The organism is Labrys okinawensis (assembly GCF_047345005.1).
In the GTDB taxonomy this organism is placed as follows: domain Bacteria; phylum Pseudomonadota; class Alphaproteobacteria; order Rhizobiales; family Labraceae; genus Labrys; species Labrys okinawensis.
The window spans coordinates 1,834,947-1,858,936 of the sequence record NZ_CP178864.1 but is presented as its reverse complement, the minus strand read 5'-3'; the positions used below and the strand labels follow the sequence as shown (position 1 = coordinate 1,858,936).

The window sequence follows — 23,990 nt, the reverse complement described above, 5'->3', positions numbered from 1 at the left end:
CTCCAAGGGAGCTTTCCATGACCCACGCTCGTATTCTCGTCGCCGCAGCCAGCGGCCAGCTCGGCCGCCTCGTCGTCGATGATCTGCTCGAAAGCCTGCCTGCCTCGCAGATCGTCGCCGGAGTGCGCAATCCCGACGGCGATGCCGCCAAGGCCTTCGCGGCCAAGGCCGTCGAAGTGCGCAAGGTCGACTATGCCGATTCGGCCGGCCTCGCCAACGCCTTCACCGGCATCGACCGGCTGCTGCTGATCTCCTCCAACGCCGTCGGCAGCCGTGCCAGCCAACATCGCAATGCCATCGCGGCGGCGAAGCAGGCCGGCGTCAAGCTGATCGCCTATACCAGCATCCTGCGCGCCGACACCACGCCGCTCGGCCTCGCCGACGAACACAGGCAGACCGAAGCCGCCTTGCGTCAATCGGGCGTGCCCTTCGCGCTGCTGCGCAATGGCTGGTACACCGAGAACTATGCCGCCTCCATTCCCCCTGCCCTCGCCCACGGCGCCTTCCTCGGGGCTGCCGGCGATGGACGCCTCTCGACCGCCGCCCGAGCCGACTATGCTCGCGCCGCCGCCGCCGTGCTGACTTCCGAAGAGGACCAGGGCGGGCGCATCTACGAGCTGGCGGGCGACGACGCCTTCACTCTTTCCGAATTCGCGGCCGAGATCGCCAAGGCCTCCGGCAAACCCGTGGTCTACAAGAATCTCAGCGAGCCGGAATTCAAGGCAGCGCTCGTCGGCGCCGGTCTGCCGGAAGGTTTTGCCGGCCTGCTGGCGGATTCCGATGCGGGCGCCGCGAAGGGCGCGCTGTTCGATGACAGCAGGCAGTTGAGCAGGCTGACCGGCCGACCGACGACGCCTTATGCGCAGACCGTGGCGGCGGCCGTGAAGGGGTAAGTCCAGCGTGCCGGCCTTGGTCGGCACTCCTTTCCTGGGATCGCAGGCATCCTTGCCTGCTCTTGGAAACGTCGCGTTCTCCGACAATGGCAGGGCAGGCAAGGACGCCGGCGATCCCAGGGCGCCCTACCCGCCTGCCCTCGATACCCCCAGCCTCGCCGCACAGCCGATCGCCAGCGTGATCAGCACCAGCGTGAAGCCGGCCACAGCCGGCCAGGCGCCCTCGCTCCAGAACCAGCCGCCGGTAGAACCGGCAATGCTGGAGCCGAGATAATAGGCCAGCATATAGAGCGAGGCGGCGTGCCCCTTGCTTGCCCCGCCAAGCCGGCCCACCCAGCCGCTCGCCACCGCATGCGCGGCGAAGAAGCCGCCGGTGAGCACCGCGATGCCGGCAATCATGCCCAGAAGGTGCGGCGCGACCGTCAATCCTACGCCGGCAGCCATCAGCACCAGGCTGACGATCAGCACCGGCGCCCGGCCGAAACGGTCTGCTGCCGCCCCGCCGAGCGACGAGGAGGCGATGCCGAAGAGATAGACCGTGAAGATCAGCCCTGTTTGCGTCGGGCCAAGATCGAAGGGCGGCGCCATCAGCCGGAAGCCAGCGTAATTGTAGATGGTCACGAAACTGCCCATGGTGCAGAAGGCGATGGCGAAGAGCATCGGCTTGGCGAAGGCGCCCGTCCCGCCATCCCTGAAGTGGGAGGCCCAGGCGCCGGCGTGGTAGGCGAGGTCGAAGCCTTTCTTCGGTGTGAAATGGCGCGACGGCGGCAGAAGCGCGATGAAGCCGAGCGCCAGCACCAGCCCCATCGCGCCGATGCCTCCGAGCGCGAAGCGCCAGGAGAAGAATTCGGCGAGGAAGCCGGTCGCCACCCGCCCGGCCATGCCGCCAAAGGCCGTGCCGGCGATATAGAGGCCCATGGCGAAGCCGAGACCGCGCGGCTCGATCTCCTCGGCGAGATAGGCGATGGCCACCGCCGGCACGCCGCCGAGCGCCAGTCCTTCCAGCGCCCGGATGACGAGGATGGCATGCCAGGCCGGCGTGACGGCGGCGGCAATGTTGAGGAGGCTGGCGAGGCCGATCGAGGCGAACATCAATTCGCGACGGCCGAGGCTTTCGGACACCGCCGCCGCCACGAAGATGGCGAGCGCCAGCAGGCCCGTCGTCAGCGACAGCGCGAGCGAACTCTGCGCGGCGCCAATCTCGAAATGCGCGGCCAGCAGCGGCAGCAAAGGCTGCACGCAATAGATGAGCGAGAAGGTAGCGAAGCCCGCCAGGAAGAGGCCGAAGCTGATCTTGCGATAGGCGGCCGAACCTCTGACGACGTAAGGAACGGGCTCGGTGGAAGCGGAGGCGACAGACATGCCGAAGGGGTCGGACGATCGCCGCGTCGTGTCAAGCGGACATGCCAGTGCGGAGCAGTCGCTTCAGATCAAAGCTCAGTGTCATTTCCGGCTGAGCCGCTTTTGAGTAAAGTGAGAAAGGGCGAAGGGAAGCGATTCCCGGGGGGCAGCTATCCGAGACCTTGGGCCCCTGGATCCCCTTCCCGCGCTACACGCGCCGGGGACGAAAGCTCCTGTGGTCTCATGCAATGGCCTTACCAGCGGCCCGTCATTCACGAAATTGCGACATTGGGGGAAAGATAAAATCGATTCCCCCGGCTCGGGACGGGTTGTTCCCTCGCCTCAAAGCGGCCATGGTGGGAGGGAATGATTTGCGACTGCGTCGCCTCGCGGAGGCGAACGGATGATTCGGAGTTTTCCCAACAGTGGCCTTGTCTTCTCGCGCGCCCCTTTCCGTTGCCCTCGTGGCGTTCCTGGTTTCGACCGCCGCCGTTGCACCGGCCTTCGCGGCCAAATCCGCCGAGGCTCCGTTCCGGCCGACCACGGCCTCCGGCAGCCTGCTGGCGGGGCGCCTTGCCGCCAATCTGCGCGATGACGACAATGCCGCAGCCTTCTATGCCCAGGCGCTGCGAAGCGGCCTGTTCAAGGACGACCAGGCGCGGCAGGAACTGACCAACCGCACTTTCATCGCGCTGTTGACCTCCGGCGAAATGGACAAGGCGGTAATGTTCGCCAACCGGGTGATCGCAATCGACAAGAAGAACCCGATCGCCCACCTTGTGCTCGGCATCCGCGCCTTGAAGGCGCGCAACTACAATGCGGCCCGCACCGAGCTTGCCTTCACCCTCGACAAGCCGATCCTGCAGCTCGCCACGCCACTGATCTCGACCTGGACCTATGCGGGCGCCGGCCAGACGAAGAAGGGCGTCTCCGCCACGGACGACATCTCGTCCAATGACGGCTTCTCCACCTTCAAGAATTTCTCGGCTGGAATGATGCTGGACCTCGCCGGCCAGCATGAGGAGGCCATCGCCCGCCTCAAGGATGCGCATGAGCGCGATTCCAACGCCGTGTCGGTGATGGATGCCTATGCGCGCGCGCTGGTGCGCGGCGGCAAGAAGGACGAAGCGCTTTCCGTCCTCAACGACTACGCCGCCAAGGTGCCGCGCCAGCCCATCGTCGCCAGCCTGATCTCCGATATCCAGGCCGGCAAGCGCATCGGCCCGGCGGTGAATTCGGCCCAGCAGGGCTCGGCCGATATCCTGATCTCGGTCGCCGCCGGCATCGCCAAGCAGGGCGGAGCCGACTATGCCGTGGTGTTCTATCGCCTGGCGCTCTATCTCGACGGCAATAACCCCAATGCGCTGATCGGCCTCGCCGAACTCTACAGCGATCTCAAGCAGCCCGAGATCGCCCAGCAACTGTTCCAGGCGGTGCCGCCCTCCTCCCCACTCAAGCGCAATGCCGAGATCGAGCTTGCCTCGACGCTGGATGAACTCGACAAGACGGATGAAGGCGTGGCGCATCTGAAGAAGATCATCGCCACCAATCCCAAGGACCTCGACGCCATCATCTCGCTCGGCGGCATTTACCAGACGCGCAAGCGCTGGGATGAAGCTGTGACGGCCTTCTCGCAGGCCATCGACGTAATCGGCACGCCCAGCCGCAACGACTGGTCGACGTTCTATTATCGCGGCATCGCCTATGAGCGCACCAAGCAGTGGCCCAAGGCCGAGGCCGATTTCAAGAAGGCGCTGGAGCTCTATCCGGACCAGCCTTCGGTGCTGAACTATCTCGGCTATTCCTGGATTGACCAGGGTGTCCACCTCCAGGAAGGCATGGACATGATCAAGAAGGCCGTCGATCAGCGCCCCGATGACGGCTATATCGTCGACAGCCTTGGCTGGGCCAACTACAAGATTGGCCAATATGACGAGGCGGTGGAGCAACTGGAACGGGCGGTTTCGCTCAAGCCCAGCGATCCCACCATCAACGACCATCTCGGCGATGCCTATTGGAAGGCCGGCCGCAAGCTGGAAGCGACCTTCCAGTGGCGTCATGCCCTCGATTCCAAGCCCGAAGCGGATGAGAAGGCCGAGCTCGAGCTCAAGATGAAGCAGGGCATGAAGGACACCGCCTCGGCCGATGCCAGCAAGGCTGCCGAGGCCCCGCCCAAGCCCACCGAGCAGCCCAAGCCTGCCGTCGAGACGCCGACGCCCGTCAACGCGCCCAAGCCGGCGGATACCACAAAGCCGGTGGATTCGCCCAAGCCGGCCGACGCGCCCAAGCCGCCAGACGCGCCCAAGCCCGCTGCTCCCGGCAGCGGCGGCTGAGGCCACCTGTAGGCATTGATCCATGCGCCTCAGTGAGCATGCGCGCGCCAAGGTCAACCTGACCCTGGCCGTAACAGGACGTCGCGCCGACGGCTACCATGTCCTGGACAGCCTGGTCGCCTTCGCGGATGTCGCCGACAGCCTCAGTCTGGAATTGGGGCCGGACCTGTCGCTGGAAGTGAGCGGCCCGCGGGCGGAGGGGGCCGGCGCGTTGGCCGACAATCTCGTCCTCAAGGCGGCGAACGCGCTGGCGAGCCGTTTTCCCGGCCTGATCCTCGGCCATTTCCATCTCATGAAGGCGCTGCCGGCGGCGGCCGGGATCGGCGGCGGCTCTTCGGATGCAGCGGCGGCGCTACGCCTGCTCGCTCGCGCCAACAAGCTCGCCTTGACGCATGATGCCGTGGTGGAATCTGCCCGCGCCACCGGCTCCGACGTTCCCGTATGCCTGGAAGCGAGAAGCCGCTGGATGCGCGGCGCCGGTGAGATGCTTTCCGAACCCGTGACGCTGCCGCCTTTGCCTGCTCTGCTGGTCAATCCGGGCGTCGCCACGCCCACCGCCGAGGTCTTCCGCGCCCTTGCCCTGGAGCCGGGCAGTGTCGCCCCCTATGACGAGATGCTGCCTCGCCGGATCGGCCTGGCCGGCAAGGCCGCCAGCCTGATCGACCTCATCGCCTCCGGCCGCAACGACCTGCAGCCGCCGGCCATCGCCCTGCGTCCCGTGATTGGAGAGGCGATCGAGGCGGTCGGCCAGCAGCCCGGCTGCCGCCTCGCCCGTATGTCCGGCTCCGGCGCTACTGTGTTCGGCCTGTTCGACACGCGCGAGGCTGCGAGGATGGCCGCCGAGGCGCTCAGGCCGTTCAAGCCAGGCTGGTGGATCGTGGAGACTTCGATTGGGTAGGGGCCGTTTGGTGCGCCGATCTCCAGATCGGCATCTCACCACCACAAGAGAGGTCGCGGACATGCCGGTCTGGAGACTGGCACACCAACCCTTGCGAGTGGGCGCGCGCCAAACACGGAGTGTCGATCACCGATCGACAATCTTGGAAACGAGCCGTGCCCACGGCAAGCAAGATGGCGATCGGTGATCGCCACTCCAAATATTGCATCCTTCCCCCCAATCGGGCAAAGGTCCGGCCCGGCTAATCTCAGCAGGCGATAACGATGAACATTCTTCTGATCGGATCGGGCGGGCGCGAGCATGCCCTGGCCTGGGCGATAGCGGCGAGTGCGGAATGCGACAGGCTCTATGCCGCGCCCGGCAATCCCGGCATGGAAGAATGCGCCATCTGTGCCGATATCGACATCACCGATCATGCGGCCGTGATCGCCTTCTGCCAGGAGAACGATATCGACTTCGTGGTCGTCGGCCCCGAGGCCCCGCTAGTGGCCGGCATGGTCGACGATCTCGCCAAAGCCGGCATCAAGGCTTTCGGGCCGAGCAAGGCCGCGGCCGCACTCGAAGGCTCCAAGGGTTACACCAAGGACCTTTGCCGTGAGTTCGGCATCCCGACCGCCGCCTATCAGCGCTTTACCGAGGCGGACGCCGCCAAGGCCTATGTCCGCGAGCATGGCGCACCGATCGTGGTTAAGGCCGATGGCCTCGCCGCCGGCAAGGGCGTTGTGGTGGCGATGACCCTCGACGACGCCCTCGCGGCGGTCGATGCCATTTTTGCCGGCAGTGTGGGCGAGGCTGGCCGTGAAGTCGTGATCGAGGCCTATCTCGAGGGTGAGGAGGCAAGCTTCTTTGCCCTCTGCGACGGCACCACGGCCATTCCGCTGATCTCGGCGCAGGACCACAAGCGCGCGTTCGACGGCGACAAGGGCCCGAACACCGGCGGCATGGGCGCCTATTCGCCCGCCCCCATCATGACGCCGGAGATGGAGGAGCGCGTCATGGAAACCATCATTCGCCCCACCGTCCGGGCCATGGCGTCACGCGGCACACCCTTCAAAGGCGTTCTGTTTGCCGGCTTAATGATCACCAGGGACGGGCCGCAGCTCATCGAATACAATGTGCGCTTCGGCGATCCGGAGACTCAGGTGATCATGCCGCGCCTGCGCTCGGACCTCCTGCCGGCGCTGCTCGCCTCGGCAGATGGCCTGCTCTCCACCATCTCACTGCGCTGGAAGCCCGATACGGCGCTCTGCGTGGTGATGGCGACGAAGGGCTATCCCGGCAACTTTCCGCGCAGCTCGGAAATCCGCGGCCTCGCCAAGGCCGCCTCGGTCGACGACGTGCTGGTCTTCCACGCCGGCACGCGACGCTCGGGCGACCGCATCCTCGCCAATGGCGGGCGCGTGCTTGGCATCGCCGCCACCGGCAAGACGGTCAAGGAGGCGCAGGCCCTCGCCTACGAGGCCATCGATCTCGTCGACTGGCCGGAAGGCTTCTGCCGCCGCGACATAGGCTGGCGCGCGATCAAAAAGGTCTGAGTCATGGGCAAGACGGTGGCGCTGGCTCTGGGTGGCGGCGGGGCGCGTGGCCTTGCCCATATCGCCATGCTGGAGGTCTTCGACGAGCTCGGCGTCAAGCCAACGGCGCTGGCCGGCACCTCTATGGGCGCGATCTACGCCGCTTCCTATGCCAGCGGCCTTTCGGCCCGCGAGCTGCACGACTACACCCTCGCGACGCTGGCGGACCGTCGCGGCACGCGCAGCAAGCTGTTCGCCGCACGTGTCGGCAGGCTCGCTGACCTGTTTTCGCCGCTGGGCAACCCCGTGCTGATCGATGGCGAGGCTTTCTGCGACGCCTTCCTGCCAGAAGGCGTGCCGCAGACCTTCGCGCAATGCCTGATACCGCTCACGGTGGTTGCCACTGACTACTACGCAAGGCGAGAAAAAGTCTTCACCGAGGGCCCGCTGCGCCCGGCGATCGCCGCCTCGATGGCGATCCCCGGCGCGATACGCCCGGTACGCATCGACGGGCAGGTGCTGGTGGACGGCGCCACCGTCAACCCGTTGCCGATCGACCATTTGGCGGGCAAGGCCGACCTCATCGTCGGCATCGACGTCAGCGGCGCGCCGGTGGTGCCCGGCGAAACCGACATGCCCGGCGCCTGGGAGGCGATGTTCGGCGCGCTGCAGATCATGCAGGGCGCGATCGTGGACGCGAAGGCCGCCCAATACAGGCCGGATATCCTGATCCGCCCGAATGTCGGGAGCATCCGGGCGCTGGATTTCGGACGGTCGAGCGTGATTTTCAGGCTGGCGAAACCGGCAAAGGAGCAGTTGAAGCGAAGGCTGAGCGAATTGATGGAGTGAGAGGCGCGATGCGAGCCTCCCCTGGGCTTGGTTACCGCAAGCGGCCTGCCGCCTTCCCCTGAGACGTTCCGCCCCTTTCCACCCGCGCCTTCCCGGCTTATGTGAAGGACGCCGCTCCGTCCCCATCCGAAAGGTCCCGCCTTGGCTGCCTCGCCCCGTCTCATCCATGGCTTTCGCGAGATCGCCCCGGCCTATGACCTCCTGTTCTGCGACATCTGGGGCGTCATCCATAATGGCCATGCCCTCTTCCCCGGTGTGGCAGAGGCGCTGAGCACGTTTCGCAAGGGCGGCGGCACAGTGGTGCTGGTCTCCAACGCGCCGCGCCCCAACGGCGCCGTCAGCCCGCAGCTCGACCGCCTCGGCCTGCCGCGCGAGGCCTACGACGCCATCGTCACTTCGGGCGATGTCACCCGCTCCCACATCGCCGCCGTCGCCGAGAAGAAGGTCTTCCATCTGGGCCCCGAGCGCGACCTCCCGCTCTATCATGGGCTCGGCATCAACTTCGTCGAGGCGGACGAGGCCGACATCGTCGTCTGCACCGGGCTGTTCGACGACACCACCGAGACGCCCGACAATTACGGGCCGATGCTGCGCGCCCTCCTCGCCCGCAAGATACCGATGATCTGCGCCAATCCGGATCTGGTCGTCGATCGCGGCGGCATCATGATCTATTGCGCCGGCGCCATCGCTGAGGCCTATCGCGCCATCGGCGGCGAGGCGACGATCTGCGGCAAGCCCTTCCAGCCGATCTACGACGCCGCTTTCGAGACCGCCGCGGCCAGGCGCGGCAGCTCCGTGGCGCATGCCCGCACCCTCGCCATCGGTGATTCCGTGCGCACGGACCTCGCCGGCGCCGCCGCCATCGGCTGCGGCGCGCTGTTCATCTCCGGTGGCATCCATGCGCTGGAAGCGGGTCATGGCGAGGGCGAGATCGACGCCGGCGCGCTGGCCGCCTTCCTCGCCGACAAAGGCGTCGTCCCGGACGCCGTGATGCCGCGTCTGATCTGGTGAACGCACCATGCCTTTCGAGCAGTTCCTCGATCCCGTCTCCCTGCCCGCCCACCTTCACAACGCGGCGGTGGCGATCGGCAATTTCGACGGCGTCCATCGCGGCCACAAAGCGGTGATCGATGCCGCCGAGGCCTTGGCCAAGGGGCCGCACAATGCCCCGCATGGCCCGCCACGCCCGGCGATCGCGTTGAGCTTCGAGCCGCATCCGCGCGCCCTATTCCGCCCGGAGGAGCCGCTCTTCCGGCTCACGCCTCCCGCCCTTAAGGCGCTGCTCCTGGAACGCGCCGGGCTCGATGCCCTCATCACCCTAACCTTCGATCGCGCGCTCGCCGGCATGACGGCCGAGGAGTTCCTGGAAGAGCTGGTGGTGCGGCGCCTGCGCGCCGGCGCGGTTGCCGTGGGCTATGATTTCCATTTCGGCAAGGACCGGCGCGGCACGCCCGAATTCCTGGTGCAGCATGGCCGGGCGCTCGGCCTCGACATTGCCATCGTGGCGCCGACGCGCGAGACCGGCGAGGCCGTCTCCTCCTCCGCCATCCGCAAGGCGCTGGCGACTGGCGACATCGCCAGGGCCAACCGGCTGCTAGGCCATGAATGGTCAGTGCTCACCCCGGTCATCCATGGCGAAAAACGCGGCCGCGATCTTGGTTTTCCCACCGCCAATATGGCACTCGAGCCGCAATGCGGCCTGCAGCACGGCATCTACGCCGTGCGCACCGTTATCGACGGTGTCATCCGCCCCGGCGTCGCCAGCTTTGGCCGCCGCCCCACCTTCGACAACGGTCCGCCGCTGCTGGAGACCTATGTCTTCGACTTTTCGGGCGACCTCTATGGCAAGGTGATCGAGGTCGCCTTCATCGGGCGTATCCGCGGCGAGGAGAAGTTCGATTCGATCGAGGCGCTGGTCGCGCGCATGAACGAGGATGCGCGTGTGGCGCGGGAGATGGCCGGGGCATGAGGAGTGCGAGCGCCGGCGTGCGCGCATCCGCGACTTTCGGCTTCAGGCTCGCCGGCTGCCTCGGTCTGCAAACACATGTCACGCACGATTTCACTGGCCGGTCTATAGGCTCCGACGCGCGGCGGCCTTCCGTCCTGAGGCGGAATCATGTCGTTGTTTCCATATGTTAGCGTCTTCCTGCCCGGCGCGGCCTTTGTCGTTCGGCAGTGACTTTCGGGAGAAATCCATATGTCGTCCACCCCTGGAACCTCGGCTGCGATCTGGATCGGCCGCCTTTTCTCCGGCCTCGTGGTCCTGGCCCTTCTTGCGGATGGCCTGGTGCAGCTCTTCGCGCCCGGTCTGACGAAGGCGGAAATGGAGGCCACCGGTTTCCCGACCAGCCAGGCTATCCCGCTCGGCATCATCATGCTCGCCTGCGCCATCCTCTATGCCATTCCCCGTACGGCCGTGCTGGGCGCGATCCTGGTCACGGGCTTCCTCGGCGGAGCGATCTGCACGCATTTCCGCCTCGGTGAACTCGGCTCGCCGCCCCAGCTCATCTGCCTCCTGCTCGGCGCACTGACTTGGGGCGGCCTCTATCTGCGCGAAACCCGCCTGCGCGCACTGCTGCCGCTGGCGGCCTGAAGGCGGAGTCGAACGCCCTGCAGCGACGTTGCCGACTGGAATCCTTCAGTCGGCAATCGAACGAATGATACTCGCCGGGTTTCCTCCGGCGAGACTATTCGGGGGAACGTCCTTGGTGACGACGGAACCCGCCGCGACAACGGAGTTTTCGCCCACCGTAACGCCGCCGATGATCGTTGCGCCGGCCGCGATCCAGACGTTTCTTTCAATCACGATGGGCTTTGCGGTTACGAAGGCGCGCCGCTGTGAAGGTGCAAGGGGATGGCCGGACGTAATGATGCTCACATTCGGCCCGATCATCACGTCGTCGGCAATATCAAGGCCTCCAAGGTCATAAAATGTGCAGTTCTGATTGACGAAAACATTGCACCCAACACGGATGTCGAGCCCCCCGGTCGTGTAGAATGGTGGGATCAACATAAAGTTGTCGTCCACCTTCTTACCGATGAGATCGCTGAACAGGGCGCGGACTTCGTCCGCGTCGTTGAATGTCAGACGGTTGAGACTGGCGGTGATCGCCATCGCTCGTTTGACGTTTGCCAGCATGGCCGCCGATTCCGGCGTTCTCCTGGGTATCATCTTGGTGCGGCTACTATCCGCCATTCGTTATTCTCCTTCGGTAGCGGGTATCATACGAAGGCTGACCCGCCGCGCGACAGCAAGGCCCTGCCAAAGCATTGGCGGTGAAGGTGAATCGCGCAAGCCTGCGTTTGCCCTACGGGTCCAAGCAGAAACGTTGCCACCGGAACAAATGCCTCCTGCCCCCGTTCACGATGAGGAAACAGGAGGATTTTCCATGGCAATCGAAAATACCGAATACGGCAACCTTATCGGCAGCGACAAGGTTGAAGGCACCGCCGTCTATGGCGCGGATGGCGAGCGCATCGGCTCGATCGAGCGCGTGATGCTCGACAAGCGCAGCGGCCAGGTCTCCTACGCCGTGCTGGCCTTCGGCGGCTTCCTGGGCATCGGCCACGACCACTACCCGCTGTCGTGGAACACGCTGAAATACAATACCGATCTCGGCGGCTACCAGGTCGGCGTCACCGAGGACGAACTCACCCGCGCTCCCAAATATGCGACTGAGGAGCAGTGGGACTGGAGCGACCCCGATCGGACCCGCCTCGTGGACGACTACTACAAGACGCCGGGCGGGCGCGGGCTCGGCGAGTATCCTAACGCTGGGGTGTAACACCCCGCTGCTCGCATGTGGAAACGACGGCGCCGGACCTGTGGCGGACATCAGGCCCGGTGCTGCATCTGCGATTCTTCTGCTGAGGGACAGCCCCCCGGTCGTAAACAGCACCCGTTCAATCGCCACACCCTGCCGAGCCCGACGAGACGGCCAAGGTCGGCGGCGATACGATGGCTTTCAATGGCAATTGGCGTAATGTGGAAATGAAGTCCCATCCGAACAGAGCGCCACCCCAAGGGCCCTCGCCGATTCTTCAAAATGGAGTTTGTTCATGTCGCAAGAGATTTATGAAGTCGTCGAGCATGATGGGGGATGGGCCTACAAAGCGGATGGCGTGTTCTCGGAGCCTTTCCCGACACGGGAAGCAGCCCATGCGGCAGCGGAGCGGGCCGCACGTGAGCAGCGCACGCCGGGAGAAGATGCGGAGATCGATTTCGAGGACGCCAAGGGCAAGTGGCACAAGGAGCACGCCGCCGGCGGCGACCGCCCGTCGACCAGAGTGAAAAACTGAGGGCGGCGATACCGGTCGGCTGAGCGACAAGACCGGCATAGGGCTGCTTCAGGATGCACGGCACAGATGGCGGTGCGGTCCATGAGAATTGGGATAGCGGCATCGCTATGAGGCCGTCATCCGCGGCGTATCCCGATCACGAATAAGAAAGCGACAGCGGCAACGAGTTGTGAGGTTTTCCCACCAACCTCATGTCATCTCCGGCCATACGTGGTTGCCAGAAGATCCGCACGGCAGATCTCGCCGAACTCGCCGAGGAAGTTCAAGCCGCCGTCGCGAGCGAGCTGGCGGAGCTCGTGCAATGTCCGGTTGGGTGACAGATAAGTGTCGACGATGGCATCCAACACCCGCTCCGCGGCCTCCACCACGGTCCGCGAGGTCGTCAGCCGCATTCTGCCGACGATCGCGTAGAGGAGCACAAGATCCGCCACATCATCCTTCTCATGGCTCAGCGCGTCGCCATACAGGCGCGTTGCCTCGGTGATGAAGCTGTCGAAAAGTTGTTCCCGCCGGTTTCTTTCAACCTCCCGCCGCCTCTCGCGGAGCTGTGCGCTTTGCGTGAGCCAGGTCGTGCTGAATGAAGCCAGCCCGCCAACGATCGCGCCTGCGAGACCGAAAAGCGCTGAAATATAGGCCGCGTCCATGTTCGCCTCCCCGCATGCATAGGCTGTTGCCGGTCGCGTCTGACCGATAAGAGCCTCGCAGCCCCCATTGCCTGGCTGCTGTAGACACTGCAGCCTCAGCGACGAATTCTGCCATGTTATTGGCATGGGATAGCATCGGGATGCGAGAGGGGGAAAGCGGCCCATGAATACGATCCCCAGGCAGATCGGACGCAAGGCTTTCGGACTTGATCCTGCTGGATACGATATTGCGCGCCCCGACTATCCGGAATGGATCTATGACATGCTGCGGACGCGATGTGGCCTCTCCAGCGGCACCGCGGTCTTCGAGATCGGCGCTGGTACGGGCAAGGCCACCCGCCGCCTGCTCGCTGAGGGTGTCCGCAGGCTCATGGCCATAGAGCCAGACGCGCGCCTCGCCGAATTCCTGTGCAAGAACAACGCTCACCCGGCCCTGTGCGTACAGAATGTGGCGTTCGAGGACGCGAAACTGGAAGCTGGCGGCTACGATCTCGGGATCAGCGCCACCTCATTCCACTGGCTCGAGGAAGATGCCGCACTTGACAAGATTGCGCGGCTGCTCCGTCCCGGCGGCTGGTGGGCCGCGATATGGAATGTCTTTGGCGATGACGGCCAGCCGGATCCCTTCCATGTGGCAACCAGGGACCTGCTAAACGGGCCGTCTGGCCCCTCGGCGGGCGATCTTGGCATCCCCTTCGGCCTCGATACCGAAGCCCGGCTGGCAGCGATATATCGAACAGGCGCCTTCGACTCCGCTGAGGGCATGTCGAGCCGCTGGTCGCTGGTCCTGAATGCCGAGCAGACGATGGCGCTCTACGCCACCTACTCCAATGTGAATATCCGGGCCGACCGCGAAACGGTCCTGGCAGAACTTGGCCGCATCGCGCGGTATGACTTCGGCAATCGCGTCGTGCGGAACATGACGACCAGCCTGTACCTGGCACGCCGCGCTTAAAATCTCCAAATTTGTGCCCAAGCGCACGCGCTGGGGGCAAAAATGGCCGATTTCGGGCCCTTTTGCAGGATTTTCGTAACGTGGGGAACATGAAGGCGGCGAGGTCTGGCCTATAGCTCTGGCGACGGCCGGAGTGGTCAATCAGGCCGTCATATCAAATACTTCCTCCAGAAAGCGAGAATTCAGCTATGAGCAAGTCCATCAAGGCTTTGGTTGTCGTCGGTGCCCTCGCGATGGGTGCCCTGTTCCAGGGATCGGCCGCCATGGCCGGTGAGTTCACCGTGGTCAACCGCAACGGCAACCTGGCGATCCAGGATGTGTGGTTCGCCCATGCCGGGGAGTCCGACCCCTGGAAGGCGGCGGATGTCGAGTCGGCGATCGCGCCGAACTCCACATCCGAATTCACCATTTCGGGCGACAACTGCCTGTTCGACATCAAGGTGCGCTTCAGCGACGATTACACCTCGACCTACAACAATGTGAATGTTTGCCGCGGCGACCGCGTCATCGCCAATTGATGGCATAGAACACGGCGGCGCTGCTCCAGGCAGCGCCGCCAATGCTCATGAAGTGCAGCCACTTCTGTGTTTGCTCTTCGCGATGGTCCTGCAAGCGGCGTGCGAAGTCCGTTGAGCCTGACCGAAAGTCGCGGAGCCTCGACTTCCTGTCGTCACCGGACTTGTCTCCCACCGGCCAAGTGTCCGGTGTACATTCAGTGTGGCGCAAAACATTGGCGAAAGTCACGCCTGCACGCCCGGAACAAGCCGGGCATGACGAACTGAGTTTTTCTCAGCTCTGTTAGAATTTTCTTATCAGGCTCTCGGCCGGTGCGATTGCGCCTGAACTCGGCAAGCCGGCCGGGCTCAGGCACAATCCCCGCTTACGGAAACCTACTGCTGCGGCTGCGCGCTCGGCTCCATGGCCGGCTTCTTCTTGGGCGCGGCCTTCTTCTTCATCGCCTTGTGCTTGACGGCCGCCTTGTGAGGCTTGGCTTTCTTCATTGGCGCAGCCGTATCCGGGGCGGGCGTAGCCGTCGTGGCATCGGGCGTCGCCGGCGCTGGCGTCGTTTGCGCGGAAGCTGCGCCAATACCGATTGTTGAAGCGGCCAGAATGGTGCTTGCCAGGATGATAGCAAGTTTTCTCATGGTCATCGTCTCCTTGGGATCAGCCCCGGGGTGAACCTCGGAGAGATCCTGTGTCAATAATGTGACAGCAAAGCGGCAATTCCGGGGTTATCCAATAACCATGTTAAATAGGGGCCAACTCTCACCCCCATGACCGGCGATTTGTTGGCGGCGATATCTGGCGTTTTGCAATCCCACGCCCCGGCATTCGAGCACCGATTCTATCCCGCCAACTTGCTGACAACGCTGCTTTTTCTTGATGAAGAGCGAGGGTCGTCGCCTTTTTCGTCGAAGCACGCGCCGGCGGCCGAGCCTTCTTGCGCGACCTGGCGCCAGCATCGCCTCCGGATGTTCGCCCCGGTGCGATGCCGACGCGCCGCCGCCTCAGGCCGCGTCGACCAGGACGAGCTCGGCGTCCTCGAGCGCGGTCACATGCAGCACCTTTTCATCGGTGATCGCGGCTCCGTCGCGGGCATCGATGCGCACGCCATTGATCTCGACGGACCCCTTGGCCGGCACGAGATAGGCGTGGTTGCCTGCGCCGAGCTCGTAGTCGGCGGTCTCGCCGGCCTTCAGCGTGGCGCCCAGGATGCGGGCGTCGGTGCGGATCGGCAGGGCATCGGCATCCTCGGCAAAGCCGCTGGCCAGCGTCACGAACCGGCCCGAGCGATCGCCCTTCGGAAAGGGCTTGGCACCCCAGGCCGGCCTGGCGCCGCGCGATTTCGGCTCGATCCAGATCTGGAAGATGCGCGTCGTGCCGGGCTCGCGGTTATATTCCGAATGCCGCACGCCCGATCCGGCGCTCATCACCTGAACGTCGCCGGCCTCGGTGCGGCCGGAATTGCCCATGCTGTCCTGATGGGTGATCGCGCCCTCGCGGACATAGGTGATGATCTCCATGTCGGCATGAGGATGGGGCGGGAAGCCGGTGCCGGGCGCGATGGTGTCATCGTTCCACACCCGGATCGGACCCCAGCCCATGCGCTTGCGATCATGATAGCTGGCGAAGGAGAAATGGTGCTTGGCATCGAGCCAGCCGTGATTGGCACCGCCGAGGCTGGCGAAGGGGCGACGATCGATCATGATAGGTCTCCGTGTTCAGCACGATTGCTGCGTTGACGGAAAGATGGCGGCTGTCCTACTTTAATGAAATAGAAACATTGTCATCTCATCGTTTCCGAAAATGACACGTCGTCTCCCCGATCTCGAAGCCTGGGCCATTTTCGCGAAAGTGGCTGAAACAGGCTCCTTCGCGCGGGCCGCACAGGAACTCGGCCTGTCGAATCCCACCGTCTCCAAGGCCATCGCCCGGCTCGAGGCGCGGCTCGGCATCGCGCTCATATCGCGCACCTCGCGGCGGCTGTCGCTGACCGAAGGCGGCCGCGCCGCGCTGGAGAGGGCGACGCGCATCCTCCAGGAGGGCGAGGCGGTGGAGGACGAGGCCGTCGAGCAATCGGCCACGCCACGCGGGCGCGTGCGCCTCAGCGCGCCCCTCTCCTTCGGCATCGCCTACATGGCGGCCACCCTGCCCGGCTTCATGGCCGCCTATCCCGACGTGACGCTGGATGTCTCGCTCACCGACAGCCAGGTCGACCTCGTCGCAGACGGCTTCGATCTCGCGCTGCGCATCGCCCGGCTCGAGGATTCCTCGCTGCTGGCCAGGCGGCTGTGCACGGTGCGGCTGCTGCTGGTCGCCGCGCCGGCCTATCTCGACGCGCAGGGACGCCCGACCCATCCGGCCCAGCTTCAGCGGCACCGGGTGCTGGCCTATGCGAGGGCCCCCTCGCCCAGCTCCTGGCGCTTCAGCCATCCCCAGTTCGGCGAAGAGGTCGTGCAGCCGCCGGTGCGGCTCTGGACAGACAATGCAGACATGCTCAATCCGGCTCTCGTGGCGGGCATGGGCCTCGCCATTCAACCGGAATTCCTCGTCTGGCGCGAGCTGCGCGCCGGTACGCTGGAAATCGCCATGCCGGAGTGGGGGGTGCCGCCCCTGGCGCTGCATCTGATCATGCCGCCCTCCCCGCTGCGGCCGCTGAGGGTGCAGGTGGTAATCGATTATCTGGCGGGGGCGCTGGCGGGAGCACCGTGGACGTAAGCGAAGGCGAGCGAGCCCAAGGCCAAAGCGGCTGCCAACCGGCCTTCTCCCGGCACGGCTTGGCCCGCTTGCCGCCGCCGGAAGCAGGGGTATAATATCTCGATGGCAGCCACCTTGCCCGATCTGAAAGCGTTTTTGCTCTCCACGCCTTTCTTCGGTGGCCTCTCAGAGCCAAGCCTCGATCTCCTGGTCGCAATGCTGGTCGAGCGCCGCTTCGACGTCGGGGCCACTGTCGTGGTGGAAGGAGAATCGGGGCGCTCGATGTTCATTGTTCACTCCGGCGAACTCGCGGTGAGCAAGCGAGGGGATTCGGAGCACGCAATTCGCATAGCGGGTCTCGGACCCGGTGATTTCTTTGGCGAAATGACGCTCATCGAAATGCAGAACCGATCAGCCAGCGTCGTCGCGGAGAGTCCGATCGTGCTGTACGAGCTCACCGCCGGAAAACTCTACACGTTCTACAAGGCCGACATCCACGCGTATGTCATGGTGATACAGAATATCAACCGCGAGCTTTGTCGACGGCTCCGGCGCGCCGATAATTGCATTGCGGAACTGCAGATGCTTCGCGCGAGTCAATGACGTAGGTTCGCGTGCGCCATGCGATTGAGACGCAACGACAAGCAGCGAAATGCGGCGTAATGGTTTGGTTTTGCGCTGCGACAAGCCAGATTCGCTGAAGACCGGATCACATCCTCGTCACGGCGTTGGCTTCTTACTGGGTTCATCAGCTTCGGGCTGAGCTAGCAGGAAACACGGCTTGTGTCCTGCGATGGAAAGAGCTCGGACATCTCCTTGGAAATAAGATTCCGGCAGTCAAAAGCGCCGCGAACTTTATTTATGTACCTGGGCGACATCAATCCCGGCCATTCGATCCCTCAGTAGGCATGAAACCTATATAACTCACAATCTTTTGATATTTATTAAATACCATTAAATCAAGACTTAAGAACGTAGTTATTTACACGCTTTTATGACTGACGCGTTAAACCCTCGTGCAGTCCTTAAAGCTTAATATGCTTAGAAGTATATTTAAGATAACGTTTAGCTATACACCGGCACAGAATGCAGAGGGCCAGACTATGGCGATTTCGTACAATCCAATGCCTGTAGCGGCAACGACATTCTCCTCCAATACAACCACTGGCGGCAGCGTGCCCGCATCGTTCGATGCCTTTCTCTACCAGCCGACAAGTGACTCCTTCCTCGCGCCGATGAAATTGACGATCGCGATCCGGATGAAACTGCGACAATCGAAGTCAGTGCCGTTTATTTTCGACGCCGACGACAAGCTGTTTTGGACCTTGCCCTGGCCCGCAGTCGAATGGGGGCGGTACGTCGCTGCAGCTCAGGCCCAGGCAAATATGTGGAACGGTCAATTCTGGCTCGTCTCACCGCCCAGTTTCTCTCAGTACAATAAGAAGATCATCTCAATGCCCAAGGAGTGGCGGCCAAATGTGGTTTGCGAGCTCTCCGTTGACTTCGCTCCAACCGGCGACGCCCACAGGACTATCGATGTCGCCTATCTCAACCTGGCCATGCTCACTGGCCAGCCATTGGATAGCCTGACATTCAGATCACACTCCCTGCTCTATGATTCCTTGGACACCATTCCGCATGTCGACCCTGTTCCCCAGCCAGGTGAGCCGCGAACACATCACACGATCGCTCATGAGATCGGTCATACGATCGGTCTCGATCATATCGGGGTCATGCGGCGATTGCCGCTTTGCGAATTTGCGATTGCCTCCGCAAAGGCCGGGATGGACACATACTGGAAGATAAAAGGCGGCACGAATTCACACTTCTGCTACGGCTCCGAACAGGGCATCGGCAACTCCGGCAACATCATGGGAGCGGGCGATGATTTCTCGGTTGAAAACGCAACGCCCTGGCTATGGGCGATGGGAATGATGCGGCCGGTGGGCGAACAAATGGGCTGGCGCGCCGTGACGACGGATCCCGGTGCGGGAACCTGGACTTGACGTAGCAGTGCGCAGAGCCAAATCCCGCCCGTCAGACAGGACCGTCTATGGCGATTGGCCGCCCGAAGGCTACGCGCAATCTCTTCTTCGCCCCTTTCCTGTTCAAGATCCACCGCAATCGCCGTCGGGGCACTGGCGAGCTGGCTACCGAGCAACCCATCACGGACACGTGATGTAACAGAAAGGCGCTCCCCACGAAGTCCCGAACAGGAGACGGATTCTCCAAGGCGATCGTCGTGACTGTAAGGAGCAAGGCATGAGAGGCTCAATTTTCCGCGCGGGTATTTATTCCGGTGCCCTGCTGGTCTTTATGGGCTTGCCTGGCTTGGCGGAAGCTTCCGGACGCCACGTGCCGCTCGTGGTCGAATTGTTCACAAGCCAGGGCTGCTCGTCCTGTCCGCCCGCCAACGCCAATCTGATCAAGCTTCGCGGCCGCAACGATGTTCTGGCCTTGAGCTTTTCGGTGACCTATTGGGACAGCCTGGGCTGGAAGGATGTGTTCGGCCAGGAAAAATTCACCGACAGGCAAAGCTCCTATGAGACAAATCTGGGGCATAGCGGTCCCTTCACGCCTCAGATGGTGGTGAACGGCAGCCGGGATACGGTGGGCAACGACTATTCATCCGTCGAAGGCCTGCTTGGCGGAAGCCATCTGTCGAATGGCCCGGCCATCGAGCTCTCCTCGACCAGCGTCAGCCTTGCGGCCGGCGCCGCCCCCCGTTCCGGAACCGACATCTGGCTTGTCCGCTACGATCCAAACGTCGTGAATGTTGCGGTGGGTCGCGGCGAGAACACGGGACGAACCTTGCCTCATACAAACGTCGTTCATGAATTGAAGCGGCTCGGCAGTTGGACGGGAAGCGCCTTCAGGCAGACCTTTGAACCTGCGAGCGCTGGGCTGCGGACGGCCATTCTGGTGCAGGTGCCCAATGGCGGGCCAATCCTGGCTGCAGTGACCGACTAAATCCCTAGAGCCCCTTGCGGTTTGCCGACCTTGGCAAGAACCGCAAAAACGCGTCGAAACAAAGAGTTGGCGCAAGACGGCGTTTAAGCTCAGTCGCGCTTTGCTGCAGGGGACGACGTTCCTGGAATTCGGATGAGGATGCCTGCCATGGCGCCCGGATCCGGACTGCCCAATCGGGCAACTCAACCGGGGCCCCGGCCGGCGGGACCCCACAACAGGAAGAAGAGCAATGACCCCGATCAAGAAGACGACCGCCTCGACACTTCTCGCAGCAGCAATTGGGCTCACGATGGTTAGCAATGGCTTTGCGACCGAAACCATGAAGGCAAAGCCCATGTCGAAGAACGCCATGATGGCGGATTGCATGAAGAAGGCTAAAATGGAAACTGATGCCATGAAGATGAAGTCCATGGAAAAGGCCTGCAAATCGCACAGCATGATGCCGATGCAGCATTAAGCCAATTTCGCCGACTAGCCCGCATTTGCCGGCTCAGGCCGACGGATGCGGGCAGCGGCATCTTCCCGGTCCCAACCGCCCTCACCCGGCGAAATGGGCGCTTACGGAGTACCGCGATGATCGACAAGGTGGAACAGCGGCGATCCGGTTCCGACGAAGCGAAGCTATCCGCAGGCGCAAAGCCTCTCGTCTATCGGCAGTTTCTGTGGACGCGCGTCACGCATTGGACCTGGGCCCTTGCGATGTTCTTTCTGCTGCTGTCCGGCCTGCAGATCTTCAACGCCCATCCCACGCTCTACATCGGCAATCAGTCAGGCTTCGGCTTTTCCAATGAAGTACTGGCGATAGGCTCCGAGGACACGCCGGCGGGTCCCGTCGGCTTTACCCGCGTGTTCGGCAAGAGCTTTGACACCACAGGCGTGCTGGGCCTGTCGGCAGTCGACAATACGCCGACGGAACGCGGCTTTCCGAGCTGGGTGACAATACCCTCCTATCAGGATCTCGGGACCGGGCGGGTGGTGCACTTTTTCTTTGCCTGGATTCTGGTCATCACCTTCCTTGGCTGGTTCGTTGGCGGCCTGATCAACGGGCACCTCGGTCGTGACCTCGTTCCGCGGGGCAGAGACCTGCGAAACCTGCCCCGGGACGTCACCGACCACCTGAAATTCAGGTTCCATCACACCCGGGACTACAACACCCTGCAGAAACTGGCCTATGGCGGCGTGCTCTTCGTTGTGCTGCCGCTGATCATTCTGACCGGTCTGACGATGTCGCCTGGGATAGACGCCGCCGTGCCCCATCTGGCCGATATTCTGGGTGGCCGGCAGACGGCGCGCACCATCCATTTTTGCATGATGCTGCTGCTGGTCGGCTTTTTCGTCGTGCACATCCTGATGGTGATCGCCGCGGGCCCGCTCAACGAACTGCGCTCGATCGTTACGGGCTGGTATCGCATCGATCCCCCTTTGCCACCCCACAGCACGCCTGAGCAGGAGATATGAGAATGTCGAAGTTCAGGCTGTCCCGTCGAAGCTTCCTCACCGGCGCCGCCATCGGCGGTTCGGGCCTTTTGCTCGCAAGTTGCAATGTGCTGGATGACCTGGACAGGGACAGCAGCGTCCGCAACGTCCTCGAGAGCGCCAACAACCTGACCTACCGTGTCCACCGCGCATTGGCTGATCGCAATGCCCTGGCAGAGGAGTTCACGGAGGCGGACATCCGTCAGCCACAGCGGCCGAACGGCAGCACGGATCCGGACGACGAAGACTACAAGCAGCTCGCATCCGACAATTTCAAGGAATGGAAACTCGAGGTTGGCGGCCTGGTCGAAAAGCCCCTGTCGCTGTCGCTCGCCCAATTGCAGGCCATGCCATCACGTACGCAGATCACGCGGCATGATTGCGTGGAGGGATGGAGCTGCATCGCAAAATGGACCGGGGTCCCCTTGTCAGTTGTGCTCGATGAAGCCAAGCCGAAACCTTCGGCGCGCTATGTGGTGTTCTACTGCATGGATACCATCGACGAAGACGATGGCACCAAATATTACGGTTCGATCGATCTGATCGACGCCCGGCATCCCCAGACTATCCTGGCCTATGGCATGAACGGCAAGCCTCTGCCGGTCGCAAATGGTGCCCCGCTGCGCGTACGAGTCGAGCGGCAGCTCGGCTACAAGATGCCGAAATATCTGGAGAAGATCGAGCTGGTCGACAGCTTCGCCCAAATCGGCATGGGCCATGGCGGCTATTGGGAAGACAATGGCTATGAGTGGTATGGGGGCATCTGATCAACAAGGGTCGAAAGACGGCCTGCAATGGCCACTCCCGGCATCTGCCGACATTCGCCCCTACAAATCATCCGCTGATATCGAATAGGATGACCTCCGAAGGCAGGGTGACCGGCCCTGGAAGTTTGCCCTCCCTCGGAGCCCCCATGCCCGATGCAGACGTCATCATCGTCGGCGCTGGTCTCGCCGGTCTCGTTGCGGCGACCGAGCTCGCCGACGCCGGCAAACGGGTGATCGTGCTGGACCAGGAGTCGCGCCTCAATCTCGGCGGGCAGGCCTTCTGGTCGCTGGGCGGGCTCTTCCTGGTCGACAGTCCGGAGCAGCGCCGGCTCGGCATCCGCGACTCCCATGATCTCGCGCTCCAGGATTGGCTGGGCGCGGCCGGTTTCGATCGCCCGGAGGATCATTGGCCGCGGCGCTGGGCGGAGGCCTATCTCCGTTTTGCAGCCGGCGAGAAACGCGCCTGGCTGCGCGGCATGGGGCATCGCATCTTTCCGGTGGTGGGCTGGGCCGAGCGCGGGGGTGGCAATGCCCTCGGCCATGGCAATTCGGTGCCGCGCTTCCACGTCACTTGGGGTACCGGGCCGGGCGTGCTGGAGCCGTTCGAGCGGCGGGCGCTAGAGGCCGAGCGGGCCGGGCGGATCGCCTTCGGCTTCCGCCATCGCGTCGACAGGCTTGTTGTCCGCAACGGTGTCGTCACCGGCGTGCAGGGTAGCCTGCTGGAGCCGAACGAGTCCGCCCGCGGGATGGCGAGTTCGCGGGTCACGGTGGGCGACTTCGAGATGCAGGCCGGGGCGGTGATCATCGCCAGCGGCGGCATCGGCGGCAATATCGATCTGGTCAGGCAGAACTGGCCCGCGCGGCTGGGGACGCCACCCGATAGCCTTGTTTGCGGCGTGCCCGCTCATGTCGACGGGCGCATGCTCGGCATCGCCGAGGCGGCCGGGGCGCGGCTGATCAACCGCGACCGCATGTGGCACTACGTCGAGGGTTTGAGGAACTGGAACCCGATCTGGCCGCAGCACGGCATCCGCATCCTGCCCGGCCCCTCCTCGCTCTGGCTCGATGCGCGGGGCCGGCGCCTGCCGGGTCCGTTCTATCCGGGCTATGACACGCTCGGAACGCTGGAACATCTGCGCCGCAGCGGCTTCGACCATTCCTGGTTCATCCTCACCCAAAGCATCATCCGCAAGGAATTCGCGCTGTCGGGCTCGGAGCAGAACCCCGACCTCACCGGGCGCGACTGGCGCCTGATCCTCGCCCGCATCAGGGGACGGCAGGCGACCGCGCCAGTGGAGGCGTTCAAGCAACATGGCGAGGATTTCGTGGTGCGCCACGACCTCGACAGCCTCGTCGGCGGTATGAATGCACTCGCCGGCGAGCCGCTGCTCCATGCCGCCGCAGTCCGACGCGAGGTGGAAGGCCGCGACCGCGAGATCGCCAATGCCTTTTCGAAGGACGGCCAGGTGATGGGCATCCGCAACGCCAGGCGCTATCTCGGCGACAGGCTGGTGCGCACGGCAACCCCGCATGCCTTGCTCGACCCCGCCCATGGCCCGCTTATCGCCGTGCGCCTGCACATCCTCACCCGCAAGACGCTGGGCGGCCTGGAGACGGACCTCGACGGCCGCGTCTTCGGCCACGACCTCGCCGTGATCCCAGGCCTCTACGCCGCAGGCGAGGCATCCGGCTTCGGCGGCGGCGGCATGCATGGCTACCGGGCGCTGGAGGGCTCGTTCCTCGGCGGATGCCTGTTCAGCGGGCGGCAGGCCGGGCGAGCGGTGGCACGGATGGTGTAGGAGCGGGATTTGGAGTGGCGGTCTCCGACCGCCATGCTGGGAACCGGAACATAT

26 protein-coding genes are annotated in these 23,990 nt (G+C 63.7%); 21 read left to right on the top strand and 5 right to left on the bottom strand.

Annotated elements, in window-relative coordinates; all coding sequences use genetic code 11:
* Window positions 1–17: 17 nt before the first annotated feature.
* Entirely contained in the window at window positions 18–893 is an 876-nt protein-coding gene (locus tag ACMDCR_RS08775; protein WP_413992163.1) for an SDR family oxidoreductase, read from the top strand.
* A 126-nt stretch (window positions 894–1,019) separates the two neighbouring features.
* Here ACMDCR_RS08775 and ACMDCR_RS08770 read toward each other — a convergent pair whose 3' ends face one another.
* Entirely contained in the window at window positions 1,020–2,255 is a 1,236-nt protein-coding gene (locus ACMDCR_RS08770; RefSeq protein ID WP_413992162.1) for an MFS transporter, read from the bottom strand.
* Between the two features lie 404 nt (window positions 2,256–2,659).
* Here ACMDCR_RS08770 and ACMDCR_RS08765 point away from each other — a divergent pair, with 404 nt between their 5' ends.
* The 7 genes from ACMDCR_RS08765 to ACMDCR_RS08735 all read left to right on the top strand — a co-directional run bounded on the left by ACMDCR_RS08765 (window position 2,660) and on the right by ACMDCR_RS08735 (window position 10,421).
* Complete coding sequence (locus tag ACMDCR_RS08765) at window positions 2,660–4,567, top strand: tetratricopeptide repeat protein (protein WP_413992161.1); 1,908 nt, start codon at window positions 2,660–2,662, stop codon at window positions 4,565–4,567.
* A gap of 22 nt (window positions 4,568–4,589) precedes the next feature.
* Window positions 4,590–5,465: a 4-(cytidine 5'-diphospho)-2-C-methyl-D-erythritol kinase gene (locus ACMDCR_RS08760; protein ID WP_413992160.1), complete on the top strand. Its 876-nt coding sequence runs from the start codon at window positions 4,590–4,592 to the stop codon at window positions 5,463–5,465.
* A gap of 263 nt (window positions 5,466–5,728) precedes the next feature.
* Window positions 5,729–7,000: a phosphoribosylamine--glycine ligase gene (purD, locus tag ACMDCR_RS08755; RefSeq protein WP_413992159.1), complete on the top strand. Its 1,272-nt coding sequence runs from the start codon at window positions 5,729–5,731 to the stop codon at window positions 6,998–7,000.
* Between the two features lie 3 nt (window positions 7,001–7,003).
* Window positions 7,004–7,828 carry a patatin-like phospholipase family protein gene (locus ACMDCR_RS08750; RefSeq protein WP_413992158.1) on the top strand — a complete coding sequence of 275 codons (825 nt, stop codon included), beginning with the start codon at window positions 7,004–7,006 and terminating at the stop codon, window positions 7,826–7,828.
* Between the two features lie 141 nt (window positions 7,829–7,969).
* A complete protein-coding gene (locus ACMDCR_RS08745) occupies window positions 7,970–8,839 on the top strand; it encodes a TIGR01459 family HAD-type hydrolase (protein WP_413992157.1) in 870 nt (289 codons plus the stop codon).
* A 7-nt stretch (window positions 8,840–8,846) separates the two neighbouring features.
* Complete coding sequence (locus ACMDCR_RS08740) at window positions 8,847–9,797, top strand: bifunctional riboflavin kinase/FAD synthetase (protein ID WP_413992156.1); 951 nt, start codon at window positions 8,847–8,849, stop codon at window positions 9,795–9,797.
* Window positions 9,798–10,025: 228 nt separating this feature from the next.
* Entirely contained in the window at window positions 10,026–10,421 is a 396-nt protein-coding gene (locus ACMDCR_RS08735) for a DoxX family protein (RefSeq protein ID WP_413992155.1), read from the top strand.
* A 45-nt stretch (window positions 10,422–10,466) separates the two neighbouring features.
* Here the strand turns inward: ACMDCR_RS08735 and ACMDCR_RS08730 are convergent, their stop codons facing one another.
* Window positions 10,467–11,024, bottom strand: a complete 558-nt coding sequence (locus tag ACMDCR_RS08730) for a sugar O-acetyltransferase (RefSeq protein ID WP_413992154.1) — start codon at window positions 11,022–11,024, stop codon at window positions 10,467–10,469.
* 193 nt (window positions 11,025–11,217) lie between these two features.
* Between ACMDCR_RS08730 and ACMDCR_RS08725 the strand changes: the two genes are divergently transcribed.
* Together ACMDCR_RS08725 and ACMDCR_RS08720 are read left to right on the top strand one after the other, a co-directional pair.
* Window positions 11,218–11,613, top strand: coding sequence for a PRC-barrel domain-containing protein (locus ACMDCR_RS08725; RefSeq protein WP_413992153.1), 396 nt, complete (start codon window positions 11,218–11,220; stop codon window positions 11,611–11,613).
* Window positions 11,614–11,887: 274 nt separating this feature from the next.
* On the top strand, window positions 11,888–12,127 hold the full coding sequence (locus tag ACMDCR_RS08720; protein WP_413992152.1) for a DUF2188 domain-containing protein: 240 nt from the start codon (window positions 11,888–11,890) through the stop codon (window positions 12,125–12,127).
* A 194-nt stretch (window positions 12,128–12,321) separates the two neighbouring features.
* Here the strand turns inward: ACMDCR_RS08720 and ACMDCR_RS08715 are convergent, their stop codons facing one another.
* Window positions 12,322–12,771 carry a hypothetical protein gene (locus tag ACMDCR_RS08715; protein ID WP_413992151.1) on the bottom strand — a complete coding sequence of 150 codons (450 nt, stop codon included), beginning with the start codon at window positions 12,769–12,771 and terminating at the stop codon, window positions 12,322–12,324.
* Window positions 12,772–12,934: 163 nt separating this feature from the next.
* Here ACMDCR_RS08715 and ACMDCR_RS08710 point away from each other — a divergent pair, with 163 nt between their 5' ends.
* Together ACMDCR_RS08710 and ACMDCR_RS08705 are read left to right on the top strand one after the other, a co-directional pair.
* Complete coding sequence (locus ACMDCR_RS08710) at window positions 12,935–13,726, top strand: class I SAM-dependent methyltransferase (RefSeq protein ID WP_413992150.1); 792 nt, start codon at window positions 12,935–12,937, stop codon at window positions 13,724–13,726.
* A gap of 188 nt (window positions 13,727–13,914) precedes the next feature.
* Window positions 13,915–14,244, top strand: coding sequence for a hypothetical protein (locus tag ACMDCR_RS08705; protein WP_413992149.1), 330 nt, complete (start codon window positions 13,915–13,917; stop codon window positions 14,242–14,244).
* A 372-nt stretch (window positions 14,245–14,616) separates the two neighbouring features.
* On the opposite strand, the gene ACMDCR_RS08700 is transcribed toward ACMDCR_RS08705, so the two are convergent.
* The gene (locus ACMDCR_RS08700) at window positions 14,617–14,871 is read right to left on the bottom strand and encodes a hypothetical protein (RefSeq protein ID WP_413992148.1); all 255 of its coding nucleotides are present in this window, start codon (window positions 14,869–14,871) and stop codon (window positions 14,617–14,619) included.
* A gap of 363 nt (window positions 14,872–15,234) precedes the next feature.
* Window positions 15,235–15,933 (bottom strand): pirin family protein, encoded by a 699-nt coding sequence (locus ACMDCR_RS08695; RefSeq protein WP_413992147.1) that lies wholly within the window; start codon window positions 15,931–15,933, stop codon window positions 15,235–15,237.
* A 100-nt stretch (window positions 15,934–16,033) separates the two neighbouring features.
* Here ACMDCR_RS08695 and ACMDCR_RS08690 point away from each other — a divergent pair, with 100 nt between their 5' ends.
* The 9 genes from ACMDCR_RS08690 to ACMDCR_RS08650 all read left to right on the top strand — a co-directional run bounded on the left by ACMDCR_RS08690 (window position 16,034) and on the right by ACMDCR_RS08650 (window position 23,936).
* On the top strand, window positions 16,034–16,945 hold the full coding sequence (locus tag ACMDCR_RS08690) for a LysR substrate-binding domain-containing protein (RefSeq protein ID WP_413992146.1): 912 nt from the start codon (window positions 16,034–16,036) through the stop codon (window positions 16,943–16,945).
* 102 nt (window positions 16,946–17,047) lie between these two features.
* Window positions 17,048–17,527: a Crp/Fnr family transcriptional regulator gene (locus tag ACMDCR_RS08685; RefSeq protein ID WP_413992145.1), complete on the top strand. Its 480-nt coding sequence runs from the start codon at window positions 17,048–17,050 to the stop codon at window positions 17,525–17,527.
* A gap of 500 nt (window positions 17,528–18,027) precedes the next feature.
* Window positions 18,028–18,930 (top strand): hypothetical protein, encoded by a 903-nt coding sequence (locus tag ACMDCR_RS08680; protein ID WP_413992144.1) that lies wholly within the window; start codon window positions 18,028–18,030, stop codon window positions 18,928–18,930.
* A gap of 47 nt (window positions 18,931–18,977) precedes the next feature.
* The gene (locus tag ACMDCR_RS08675) at window positions 18,978–19,103 is read left to right on the top strand and encodes a hypothetical protein (protein ID WP_413992143.1); all 126 of its coding nucleotides are present in this window, start codon (window positions 18,978–18,980) and stop codon (window positions 19,101–19,103) included.
* An 83-nt stretch (window positions 19,104–19,186) separates the two neighbouring features.
* Window positions 19,187–19,894, top strand: coding sequence for a DUF1223 domain-containing protein (locus ACMDCR_RS08670; protein ID WP_413992142.1), 708 nt, complete (start codon window positions 19,187–19,189; stop codon window positions 19,892–19,894).
* A 229-nt stretch (window positions 19,895–20,123) separates the two neighbouring features.
* Window positions 20,124–20,351 (top strand): hypothetical protein, encoded by a 228-nt coding sequence (locus ACMDCR_RS08665; protein WP_413992141.1) that lies wholly within the window; start codon window positions 20,124–20,126, stop codon window positions 20,349–20,351.
* A gap of 116 nt (window positions 20,352–20,467) precedes the next feature.
* Window positions 20,468–21,352: a cytochrome b/b6 domain-containing protein gene (locus ACMDCR_RS08660; protein ID WP_413992140.1), complete on the top strand. Its 885-nt coding sequence runs from the start codon at window positions 20,468–20,470 to the stop codon at window positions 21,350–21,352.
* 2 nt (window positions 21,353–21,354) lie between these two features.
* On the top strand, window positions 21,355–22,137 hold the full coding sequence (locus tag ACMDCR_RS08655; protein ID WP_413992139.1) for a molybdopterin-binding protein: 783 nt from the start codon (window positions 21,355–21,357) through the stop codon (window positions 22,135–22,137).
* 146 nt (window positions 22,138–22,283) lie between these two features.
* Window positions 22,284–23,936: an FAD-binding dehydrogenase gene (locus ACMDCR_RS08650; protein WP_413992138.1), complete on the top strand. Its 1,653-nt coding sequence runs from the start codon at window positions 22,284–22,286 to the stop codon at window positions 23,934–23,936.
* Window positions 23,937–23,990: the final 54 nt, after the last annotated feature.

Excerpts from the sequence above, each read along its gene's own strand:
- ACMDCR_RS08775 (WP_413992163.1), top strand. The coding sequence starts at position 18 with ATGACCCACGCTCGTATTCTCGTCGCCGCAGCCAGCGGCCAGCTCGGC.
- ACMDCR_RS08770 (WP_413992162.1), bottom strand. The coding sequence starts at position 2,255 with ATGTCTGTCGCCTCCGCTTCCACCGAGCCCGTTCCTTACGTCGTCAGA.
- ACMDCR_RS08760 (WP_413992160.1), top strand. The coding sequence starts at position 4,590 with ATGCGCCTCAGTGAGCATGCGCGCGCCAAGGTCAACCTGACCCTGGCC.
- purD (WP_413992159.1), top strand. The coding sequence starts at position 5,729 with ATGAACATTCTTCTGATCGGATCGGGCGGGCGCGAGCATGCCCTGGCC.
- ACMDCR_RS08750 (WP_413992158.1), top strand. The coding sequence starts at position 7,004 with ATGGGCAAGACGGTGGCGCTGGCTCTGGGTGGCGGCGGGGCGCGTGGC.
- ACMDCR_RS08740 (WP_413992156.1), top strand. The coding sequence starts at position 8,847 with ATGCCTTTCGAGCAGTTCCTCGATCCCGTCTCCCTGCCCGCCCACCTT.
- ACMDCR_RS08735 (WP_413992155.1), top strand. The coding sequence starts at position 10,026 with ATGTCGTCCACCCCTGGAACCTCGGCTGCGATCTGGATCGGCCGCCTT.
- ACMDCR_RS08730 (WP_413992154.1), bottom strand. The coding sequence starts at position 11,024 with ATGGCGGATAGTAGCCGCACCAAGATGATACCCAGGAGAACGCCGGAA.
- ACMDCR_RS08725 (WP_413992153.1), top strand. The coding sequence starts at position 11,218 with ATGGCAATCGAAAATACCGAATACGGCAACCTTATCGGCAGCGACAAG.
- ACMDCR_RS08720 (WP_413992152.1), top strand. The coding sequence starts at position 11,888 with ATGTCGCAAGAGATTTATGAAGTCGTCGAGCATGATGGGGGATGGGCC.
- ACMDCR_RS08715 (WP_413992151.1), bottom strand. The coding sequence starts at position 12,771 with ATGGACGCGGCCTATATTTCAGCGCTTTTCGGTCTCGCAGGCGCGATC.
- ACMDCR_RS08710 (WP_413992150.1), top strand. The coding sequence starts at position 12,935 with ATGAATACGATCCCCAGGCAGATCGGACGCAAGGCTTTCGGACTTGAT.
- ACMDCR_RS08705 (WP_413992149.1), top strand. The coding sequence starts at position 13,915 with ATGAGCAAGTCCATCAAGGCTTTGGTTGTCGTCGGTGCCCTCGCGATG.
- ACMDCR_RS08700 (WP_413992148.1), bottom strand. The coding sequence starts at position 14,871 with ATGAGAAAACTTGCTATCATCCTGGCAAGCACCATTCTGGCCGCTTCA.
- ACMDCR_RS08695 (WP_413992147.1), bottom strand. The coding sequence starts at position 15,933 with ATGATCGATCGTCGCCCCTTCGCCAGCCTCGGCGGTGCCAATCACGGC.
- ACMDCR_RS08690 (WP_413992146.1), top strand. The coding sequence starts at position 16,034 with ATGACACGTCGTCTCCCCGATCTCGAAGCCTGGGCCATTTTCGCGAAA.
- ACMDCR_RS08685 (WP_413992145.1), top strand. The coding sequence starts at position 17,048 with ATGGCAGCCACCTTGCCCGATCTGAAAGCGTTTTTGCTCTCCACGCCT.
- ACMDCR_RS08680 (WP_413992144.1), top strand. The coding sequence starts at position 18,028 with ATGGCGATTTCGTACAATCCAATGCCTGTAGCGGCAACGACATTCTCC.
- ACMDCR_RS08675 (WP_413992143.1), top strand. The coding sequence starts at position 18,978 with ATGGCGATTGGCCGCCCGAAGGCTACGCGCAATCTCTTCTTCGCCCCT.
- ACMDCR_RS08670 (WP_413992142.1), top strand. The coding sequence starts at position 19,187 with ATGAGAGGCTCAATTTTCCGCGCGGGTATTTATTCCGGTGCCCTGCTG.
- ACMDCR_RS08665 (WP_413992141.1), top strand. The coding sequence starts at position 20,124 with ATGACCCCGATCAAGAAGACGACCGCCTCGACACTTCTCGCAGCAGCA.
- ACMDCR_RS08660 (WP_413992140.1), top strand. The coding sequence starts at position 20,468 with ATGATCGACAAGGTGGAACAGCGGCGATCCGGTTCCGACGAAGCGAAG.
- ACMDCR_RS08655 (WP_413992139.1), top strand. The coding sequence starts at position 21,355 with ATGTCGAAGTTCAGGCTGTCCCGTCGAAGCTTCCTCACCGGCGCCGCC.
- ACMDCR_RS08650 (WP_413992138.1), top strand. The coding sequence starts at position 22,284 with ATGCCCGATGCAGACGTCATCATCGTCGGCGCTGGTCTCGCCGGTCTC.